Source organism: Actinomycetota bacterium (assembly GCA_030776725.1).
In the GTDB taxonomy this organism is placed as follows: domain Bacteria; phylum Actinomycetota; class Nitriliruptoria; order Nitriliruptorales; family JAHWKO01; genus JAHWKW01.
Map to the genome: position 1 here is coordinate 1 of JALYHG010000033.1, position 9,308 is coordinate 9,308.

Sequence of the window (9,308 nt, forward strand, 5' to 3'; positions counted from 1 at the left end):
CGTTCGGCTGCGGGATCGGCGGGGTGATCACCTGGGAGGAGCAGCACGCCTCCTTCATGGAGAAGAACAAGGTCAGCCCGTTCATGATCCCCAAGATGCTGTCGAACATGGCTGCCGGCCAGGTCGCCATCGAGCTCGGCGCACGCGGCCCGAACCTGACCGTCAACACCGCCTGTGCAGCCAGCGCCACGGCGATCCACATCGCACGTGACCTGCTGGCATCGGGGACGGCCGACGCGATGCTCGCCGGCGGGACCGAAGCGTCGATCACGCCACTGTCCACCGCCGGGTTCGCCAAGATGGGGGCGCTGTCCAAACGCAAGGACGAGACAGCGTCGCGGCCGTTCGATGCCGACCGTGACGGTTTCGTGATGGGTGAGGGCGCCGGGATGCTGGTGCTGGAGCGGGCGGAGGACGCCCGTGCCCGCGGCGCGACCCCGCTGGCGGTGCTGGCCGGAGCCGGTAGCTCCGCCGATGCGCACCACCAGACTTCACCACCCGAGGAAGGTGGCGGCGCGGTGCTCGCCATGCAGCGTGCACTGGCCGACGCCGGCATGGAGCCGGGTGACATCGACCACATCAACGCGCACGGCACCTCCACTCCGCTGAACGACAAATCGGAGTCGATCGCGATCCGACGGGTGTTCGGGGACTCCACCGACCAGGTCGGCGTCAGTTCCACCAAGGGGGTCACCGGACACACGCTCGGCGCGGCCGGGGGGATCGAGGCGGTGTTCACCGTCCTCGCCCTGCGTGACGGCGTGATCCCACCCACCGCGAACCTCGAAGAGCTCGACGACGAGATCGACATCGATGTGGTGCACGGTGAGGCTCGCCAGGGCGAGGTACGGGCCGCCCTGTCCAACTCGTTCGGCTTCGGGGGGCAGAACGCGTCACTGCTGTTCCGCAAGGTCTGACATGGATCATGTCCCTGCCACGCCGTCCTGGCTCCAGGCCGTGAGCAGGGCGCCGGTTGGATGGTGGCTGCGGCTGGACGTCGACGGCGTCGATCGCCTGCCCACGTCCGGACCGGTGATCGTCGCCTCGCACCACCGGTCGCACCTCGACTCGGTGGTGCTGGGCGCCGCGGCGCAACGACGGCTGACGTTCCTCGGGTCGGCGCACCTGGCCGCCCCGCCGGTGATCGGGTCGCTGCTGCAGTGGGGGGGGATGATGCTGGTCCAGCGTGGCAGCGGTGAGACCGACGTCGTGGAGCGGTGCGTGGAGGTCCTCGACCGTGGCGGAGCGCTGGTCATCTTCCCCGAGGGCGGCCGCAGCCGAGACGGGCAGGTCTACCGGCCCCGCAGCGGCGTGGCCCGGATCGCGTCCGCCGCCGGCTGCCCGGTGGTGCCGGTGGGGATCAACGGGACCGCCGAGGCGTGGCCAGTCGATCGCTTCCCTCGGCTGCTGAGCCGCCACCACGTGCGGGTGGCGTTCGGCGATCCGCTGGACGCTCCGGAGGACGATCCCTCGGTGCGCAGCGACTTCGCGGATCGCCTCCACGACGCACTCGTCGAACTGTCCGACGCCCCCCGGGCGGACGGACTCAACCTGGGGACCTCCGCGTAAGGAGACTCCGCGAAGGAGACATCGTGTTGCTCGACGGAAAACGACTGCTTGTGACCGGCGTCCTCGATCCCCGATCGATCGCCTTCCACATCGCCCGCCTGGCCCAGGAACAGGGCGCCGAGCTGCTACTGACGGGCTTCGGGAAGAGCCGGCGACTGACCGAACGCACCGCGAAGAAGCTGGACCCGACCCCCGACGTCCTGGAGCTCGACGTCACCAAGCCCGACGACATCGAGGGGGTCACCAACGAGCTGCAAGAGCGGTGGGGAGGCCTCGACGGGCTCGTGCACGCGATCGCGTTCGCGCCCGACTCGGCGTTGGGCGGCGGGTTCCTCACCGCCCCGTGGGAGGACGTGGCCCCGGCCTTCCACATCTCGACCTACTCCCTGGCGGCGCTGGGCAGCGCGTTCGCGCCCCTGTTCCGGGAAGCCGACGGCGGCGCGATCATCGGGATGGACTTCGACGCGTCGGTGGCCTGGCCGGCGTACGACTGGATGGGTGTGGCGAAGGCCGGGTTGGAGTCGTGCGCCCGGTACCTGGCCCGTGACCTCGGCCCCGACGGTGTCCGCGTCAACCTGATCGCGGCTGGGCCGCTGAAGACGGTCGCGGCCAAGAGCATCGAGGGGTTCGAGGGGTTCGACCGCTGGGGCGAGCACGCACCGCTGGGCTGGGACAGCGACGACCCGGCGCCGGTCGCGCGGACGGCGTGCATGATGCTGTCTGACTGGGCGGACGGGATCACCGGGGAGATCGTGCACGTCGACGGCGGCGCGCACGCGATCGGCGGGACAGCGGGCTGATGAGCGACTTCAAGCGTCTGGCGATCGTCAACCGCGGCGAAGCGGCGATGCGGCTGCTGCATGCCGTCGCCGAGTACAACCGCGAGCACGGCACCGACATCCGCACGATCGCGTTCTACACCGACCCTGACGAGGCATCGTGGTACGTCCGCCAGGCCGACGAGGCGTACGGGCTGGGCCCGGCCATGACGTTCGACCCGAACGAAGGTGAACGCCGGCACACGTTCCTGCGTTACGACGTCCTCGCCGACGCGCTCCGCGCCACCGAGGCGGACGCCGCGTGGGTGGGTTGGGGTTTCGTCTCCGAACAGGCGGGGTTCGCCCGGCTGTGCGAGGACGAGCTAGGGATCACGTTCATCGGTCCCCCGGCCGACGTGATCGATCTCATGGGTGACAAGGTCGCCGCCAAGCGGCTCGCCGAGGACGCCGACGTCCCGGTGGTGCCGTGGAGCGACGGGCCGGTCGACGACGCCGAGGAGGCAGCAGCACACGCCGACAAGCTCGGCTACCCGGTCCTGGTGAAGGCCGCCTCCGGCGGCGGCGGGCGCGGCATCCGCATGGCCAACAACGCCGACGAGCTCCGCGACGCCTTCGAGTCGGCGCGGGACGAAGGCCAGCGCACGTTCGGTGACCCGACGGTCTTCCTGGAACAGGTACTGGGCGACGCGCGCCACGTCGAGGCACAGATCATCGCCGACCACCACGGCAACGTCTGGGCGGTCGGGGTCCGCGACTGCAGCGTGCAGCGACGCAAGCAGAAGGTGCTGGAGGAGTCCTCGTCGACGGCGCTGTCCTCCCAACAGGAGCAAGAGATCCGCGACGCGGCTGCGCGCATGGCCAGCGCCGCCGGGTACACCAACGCCGGGACGATCGAGTTCCTGTTCGAACCCGAGCGACAGCGGTTCTGCTTCATGGAGGTCAACACCCGCCTGCAGGTGGAGCATCCGGTCACCGAGCTGGTCACCGGCCTGGACCTGGTCAAGCTCCAGCTACACGTCGCACGGGGCGGGCGCCTCGAAGGCGAGCCGCCGCCGACCAAGGGCCACGCCATCGAGGCGCGCCTGTACGCCGAGGATCCCGAGAACGACTTCAGCCCGGCGCCGGGCCGGGTCGCGGAGCTGCGTTTCCCCGCCGGTCCCGGGATGCGGGTCGAGACCGGCGTCACGCAGGGCGACGAGATCGCGACGGACTACGACGCGATGATCGCGAAGATCATCGGCTACGGCAGCGACCGTGGCGAGGCGATGGCGCGCCTGCGCCGGGGACTGTCGCAATCGTTGGCGATCATCGAGGGCGGGGCGACCAACAAGGGGTTCCTGCTGAGCCTGGTCGACCACCCCGACGTCGTGGAGGGCCAGCTCGACACCGGTTGGCTGGACCGGCTGACCGAGGAGGGCGGGTTCCTCCCGGAACCCGCCGCCGCGGCGGTCCTGCTGGCTGCGGTGGAAGGCTACGAGGTCGAGCACGAGGCCGACCGCACGAACTTCCACGCGTCGGCGAGGCGGGGGCGGCCCGAAGCCGAACCCGGGACCGGCAAGACCATCGAACTGCGCTACCGCGGGACGTCCTACCGCACCACGGTGTACCGGCTCGGGGCACGCGCCTACCGGGTCGACACGCCGGATGGTCACGTCAGCGTGGAACTCGATCGGTTGGGCCGGTACGAGCGGCGCCTGAACTACGACAAGCGGCACATCAAGGCGGTCGCCGACGTGCAGGGCCCCACCTACAAGGTCGAGATCGAAGGGGTTCCCCACCGCGTGACACGCGACGAGGGCGGCGTCATGCGCTCCCCGTCACCAGCGGTCGTGATCTCCCTGGCCGTGTCACCTGGCGACCGCGTCGAAGCCGGCCAGACGGTCTGCGTGCTCGAAGCGATGAAGATGGAGACCGCGGTCGAGGCGCCGTACGCCGGCCGCGTGCGCTCGATCGACGTCAACGAGAACGTCCAGGTCGACGCCGGCGCCATCCTGGCCCGGATCGAACGCGAGGAAGAGGAACAGGAGAGCCCCGAGGAACGGGTCCAGTTCGCGGCCGACTCGGCCACCCGGTTCGACGGGGAGTCCCCGGCGGAACGCGCACAGCGTTTCTTCGACCGCCTCCGCGCCTACTTGTTGGGCTACGACCTCGACCAGGACGAGGTCGACGAGCTGTTCGCACAGCAAGAAGCCGTCTGTGCGGCGCTGCCGCAGGGTGACCCGGAGCTGCTCGCCCGCGAGGACGAGGTGCTCGCGATCTTCGCCGACCTCGGTGCGCTGTCGCGCCGCCAACCGGACCAGACCACGGAGGGCGAACTGGTCCGAAGCCCCCAGGAGTACCTGTTCACCTACTTGCGCTCCCCTGATCGCGCAGAGGAGCTGCTGCCGCGCTCGTTCCTCGACCGCCTTGAACGGGCGCTGGCGCGCTACGGCGTCGACGGGCTGGAACGCACCCCGGAGCTCGAGGACGCGCTGCTGTGGATGTTCCGTGCGTTCAGCCGTATCCAGGACCTGACCCCCACGATCGACACCATCCTGGAACGCCACCTCCAGCACCGCGCCCCCGTGGCACGCGACGACGACGACTACCGGGCTCTCCTCGACCGCCTGATCTCCGTGGCGCAGGGTCGCTACGCGACGGTCAGCGATCTGGCGCGGGAGGTGCGTCACCAGGCGTTCGACCGACCGCTGCTGGAGGAGAAACGCGAAGAGACGTACGCGCAGATGGAGGAGGAGGTGGCGGCGCTCGCCGCCGACCCGGACCCCGATCAGCGTGAGCAGCACCTCGAGCGGCTGGTGCGTTGCCCACAGCCACTGCGCGGACGGCTCCTGCGGTGGTACCAGGAGTCGGATGGGGGGCTGCGCGAAGCGGTCCTGGAGGTCCGCGCCCGTCGCTACCACCGTGCCCGCCACCTGCGTGATCTCCACGTGGAGTGGTTCGATGGCCACCCGCTGGCGATCGCCGACTACGAGCACGAGGACGAGAGCTACCACCTGGTGGTGGCCTACGCCCACGACGACGGCTTGGCCGGCGTGGCAGACCGCGTGCGGGCCCACATCACCGAGGTCGACCCCGACCGGGCGGTGGTGGTCGATGTGGCTCTGGCACGGCCGGGTCCCAAGCGCGACGGTGACGTGATGGCCGAGGAGGTCCGCGAGCAGCTCGCGGACGTCGATTTCGGGCGTCGACTGCACCGCCTCGACGTGATGGTGACCAGCAGCGGGCCGGGACCCGAGCACCGCCGCACGCAGCACTTCACGTTCCGTCAGGACGACGACGGTTTCCACGAGGAGACGCTGTACCGCAACCTCCACCCGATGCTCGGCAAGCGCCTGGGGCTGTGGAGACTGTCGAACTTCCAGATCCGGCGGCTGCCGTCGGTGGAGGACGTGTACCTGTTCCACGGTGTGGGGCGGGACAACGAGAACGACGAGCGCCTCTTCGCGCTGGCGGAGGTCCGCGACCTCACGGCGGTCACCGACGATGACGGGGACGTCGTCTCCCTCCCGCACCTGGAACGGATGCTGATGGAGGCGCTGTCGGGCATCCGTCGCTTCCAGACCCGACGCCCACCGGGTGAACGCCTGCTCAACAACCTCGTCATGCTGCACATCGAGCCGCCGCTCGACTTCCCAACGAGCGTGCTGCGCGACCTCGCCCGTGAGCTCGCCCCCGCCACGGTGGGGCTCGGCCTGGAGAAGGTGATCGCGTTCGGTCGTACCCGCGATCCCGCCAGCGGTGAGACGCAAGAGATCGAGCTCCACATCGAGAACGTGGCTGAGACCGGCATCGTGGTCCGCGAGGAGGAACCGTCCGACGAGCCCATCCCGACGTTGTCGGAGTACCGCCAGCGGGTCCTGAAGACCCGCCGCTACGGCTCGGTCTACCCGTACGAGTTGATCGACCAGCTCACGCCACGCGACGAGGCGGTGTCGGACTTCCCACCCGGCAGCTTCACCGAGCACGACCTCGATGGGGACGGGCGCCTGGTCCCGGTCGACCGACCCTACGGGCAGAACGAGGCCAGCATCGTGGTCGGCCTGATCCGCAACGTCACCGAGGCGGTGCCCGACGGGATGGAACGGGTCATGGTGCTGAGCGACCCGTCGATGAGCCTGGGATCGATCGCCGAGGCCGAGTGCAGGCGGCTGATCGCCGCGCTCGATCTGGCCGAGTCGCGCCAGCTGCCGGTCGAGTGGTTCGCGGAGTCGTCCGGAGCGCGCATCGCGATGGACACCGGCGTGGAGAACATGGACTGGATCGGGGCGGTCCTCCGCCGCATCGTCGAGTTCACGCAGGGCGGGGGCGAGCTGAACATCATCGTGACGGGCATCAACGTCGGCGCCCAGCCGTACTTCAACGCCGAAGCGACCATGCTGATGCACACGTCGGGGATCCTGATCATGGTCCCCGACAGCGCCATGGTGCTCACCGGGAAGCGGGCGTTGGACTTCTCCGGGGGTGTCTCGGCCGAGGACAACGTCGGCATCGGCGGCTACGAGAGGATCATGGGTCCCAACGGCGAGGCGCAGTACTGGGCGCCGAGTGTGGAGGCCGCCTGCCAGCTGCTGTTCCGCCACTACGACCACACCTACGTGGTGCCCGGCGAGCGCTTCCCGCCGCGGGTGCAGACCTCCGACCCCCACGACCGCGACGTCCGCGACTTCCCACACGAACAGGTGGAGGGATCGGACTTCGACCTGGTCGGCGAGATCTTCTCCGACGAGCGGAACCCCGAGCGGAAGAAGCCGTTCGCGATCCGATCGGTGATGCGTGCGGTCAGCGATCAGGACCGCGAGCCAATCGAGCGCTGGTTCGCCTGGCGCGACGCCGAGGGCGCCGTGGTCTGGGACGCGCACGTGGGCGGCATCCCGGTGTGCATGCTCGGGTTCGAGTCGCACACGTTGCCCCGCTACGGGTTCCTGCCGGCCGATGGGCCGTCCGCGTGGACGTCGGGGACGCTGTTCCCGCAATCGTCGAAGAAGGTGGCCCGCGCCATCAACGCCGCTTCCGGGAACCGGCCCGTGGTGGTGCTGGCCAACCTGTCGGGCTTCGACGGGTCGCCGGAGTCGATGCGCAAGTGGCAGCTGGAGTTCGGCGCGGAGATCGGCCGAGCGGTGGTCAACTTCCGTGGGCCGCTCGTGTTCTGCGTGATCTCGCGGTACCACGGCGGCGCTTTCGTGGTCTTCTCCAAGTGGCTGAACGAGGGGTTGGAGGTCGCCGCTGTAGAGGGCTCGTACGCGTCGGTGATCGGCGGGACACCGGCAGCCGCCGTGGTCTTCTCCCGGGAGGTGGATCGTCGCACGCACGAGGACGAACGTGTCGCGTCGCTGCGTCGGGAGCTGGAGGAAGCCCCGGAGGGGGAAAAGGCGAAGCTGCAGACGGAGCTCGACGAGGTCGAGGAAGAGGTCCACGCGGAGAAGATGCGCGAGGTGGCCAACGAGTTCGACAGCATCCACAGCATCGAACGGGCCCGTGAGGTCGGCTCGGTGGATTGCATCATCCCCGCCGCGGAACTGCGGCCGTACGTGATCGATGCGGTCGAGCGCGGCCTCGCCGCCACCCTCGAAGCCATGTGACGCTCGTCACCGACGACGGGACCCCACGTTCCCGTCGTCGGGCGCGAGGTGGCCGTCGGCGACCGCCGCGTCGATCACCTGCTGGGCGTGGTCCCACAGCGCCGGGGCCGCCTGCCGGGTGCGCCTGTTGCGGGCGCGGACCTGCCCAGCTCGGATGCCGTGCTCGCGCCACGCCACGCCGCCGGAGGCGTGGTTGAGCAGGATCGGCTGGAGCCGGTCGATCGCCGCTGCGAAGCGGGCATCGGGGGTTCGACCGGCTTCGAACTCGTCCCACAGGGCACGCCACTCGGCGGCCTGATCGTCAGGCAGCAGCGCGAACAACCGGTCAGCAGCGTCCTGCTCGCGGCTCTGCTTCGTGACACGAGCCGCGTCGTCGTATGCGAAGGTGTCGCCGGCGTCGATCTCGACCACGTCGTGGATGAGCAACATCCGGATGGCCCGAGACACGTCGACCGGCTCGGCGGCGTGCTCCGCCAGGACGGCGGCGAACAGTGCCAGGTGCCACGAGTGCTCGGCGGAGTTCTCGCGCCGCGAGCCGTCCGCGATCGTGGTCCGGCGCAAGACGTGCTTGAGCCGGTCGGCCTCGAGGAGGAACGCGAGCTGGTCGGCGAGCCGGTCAGCGGCCGCCTCGCCCGGACCGACCTCAGGCACTGTCACGCTGGTAGAGGCCGGTGAGCTTGCCGACCGCGATGACGTTGCCTCGCAGCGCGTCGTGCAGCTGCTGGGCGCTGAAGTCGTTGTCCAGGGAGAGTCCCGCGCCTGAGGCGAACACCGTGAAGACGTACCGGTGGGAGTCGTCCCCGGACGGAGGACACGGTCCGCGGTAGCCGCTGGTGGCGAAGTCGTTGACGCCGACCACCGCGCCGTCGGGGATGGTGTTCTCGTCGAGGCCGGTGCTGGCGGAATCGATGCCGACCATCATCCAGTGAACGAACGTGCCGCCGGGCGCGTCAGGGTCCTCACAGGACAGCGCCAACTCGAGGGTGTCGCCGGGGATGCCCCGCCACGCCAACGCGGGGGCCAGGTCCTCACCGTCGCAGGTGAAACGCCGCGGCATCGGATCGTGGTCCTGGAACGCCGCACACGTGAGGTAGATGGTCTCCGGCGCGTCGCCCGCCGCAGCCGACGGCGTCGCATCGGCCATGGTGGTGTCTCCTCCGCCGGTCGCCCCCAACCTGCGTGGTCCCCGCCGCGTCTGCAGTGACCGTTCGGGCAGGAAGCCGGAACCTGACGGCAACACACGCGCCCGCCGGAATGCGCGGGAACGGCCGCGGTGGTCACGGTCGGTGGTCGGCGAGGAAGCCCTCGACGGCCGCGAGCAGCCGGTCACCGGTCAGTAGCGCCGGGTCGTTGTGGTCAGCGCCCGCGATCTCCACCAAGC

The 9,308-nt window shown here is 69.9% G+C and carries 6 protein-coding genes; 4 read left to right on the forward strand and 2 right to left on the reverse strand.

The window, feature by feature from the left end; translation table 11 throughout:
- From M3N57_01320 to M3N57_01335, 4 genes are all read left to right on the forward strand, one after another.
- A partial coding sequence (locus tag M3N57_01320) for a beta-ketoacyl-ACP synthase II (GenBank protein MDP9021345.1) occupies nucleotides 1–917 on the forward strand: 917 nt, incomplete at its 5' end.
- A 40-nt stretch (nucleotides 918–957) separates the two neighbouring features.
- A complete protein-coding gene (locus M3N57_01325) occupies nucleotides 958–1,569 on the forward strand; it encodes a 1-acyl-sn-glycerol-3-phosphate acyltransferase (protein MDP9021346.1) in 612 nt (203 codons plus the stop codon).
- Nucleotides 1,570–1,589: 20 nt separating this feature from the next.
- Nucleotides 1,590–2,369 carry an enoyl-ACP reductase FabI gene (gene fabI, locus M3N57_01330; GenBank protein ID MDP9021347.1) on the forward strand — a complete coding sequence of 260 codons (780 nt, stop codon included), beginning with the start codon at nucleotides 1,590–1,592 and terminating at the stop codon, nucleotides 2,367–2,369.
- Nucleotides 2,369–7,927: an ATP-grasp domain-containing protein gene (locus M3N57_01335; protein ID MDP9021348.1), complete on the forward strand. Its 5,559-nt coding sequence runs from the start codon at nucleotides 2,369–2,371 to the stop codon at nucleotides 7,925–7,927. The genes fabI and M3N57_01335 overlap by 1 nt, the downstream gene beginning before the upstream one ends.
- A 6-nt stretch (nucleotides 7,928–7,933) precedes the next feature.
- Here M3N57_01335 and M3N57_01340 read toward each other — a convergent pair whose 3' ends face one another.
- Complete coding sequence (locus M3N57_01340) at nucleotides 7,934–8,578, reverse strand: HD domain-containing protein (GenBank protein ID MDP9021349.1); 645 nt, start codon at nucleotides 8,576–8,578, stop codon at nucleotides 7,934–7,936.
- On the reverse strand, nucleotides 8,571–9,071 hold the full coding sequence (locus M3N57_01345; protein MDP9021350.1) for a YbhB/YbcL family Raf kinase inhibitor-like protein: 501 nt from the start codon (nucleotides 9,069–9,071) through the stop codon (nucleotides 8,571–8,573). The genes M3N57_01340 and M3N57_01345 overlap by 8 nt, the downstream gene beginning before the upstream one ends.
- Nucleotides 9,072–9,308: the final 237 nt, after the last annotated feature.

Excerpts from the sequence above, each read along its gene's own strand:
- M3N57_01345 (MDP9021350.1), bottom strand. The coding sequence starts at position 9,071 with ATGGCCGATGCGACGCCGTCGGCTGCGGCGGGCGACGCGCCGGAGACC.
- M3N57_01335 (MDP9021348.1), top strand. The coding sequence starts at position 2,369 with ATGAGCGACTTCAAGCGTCTGGCGATCGTCAACCGCGGCGAAGCGGCG.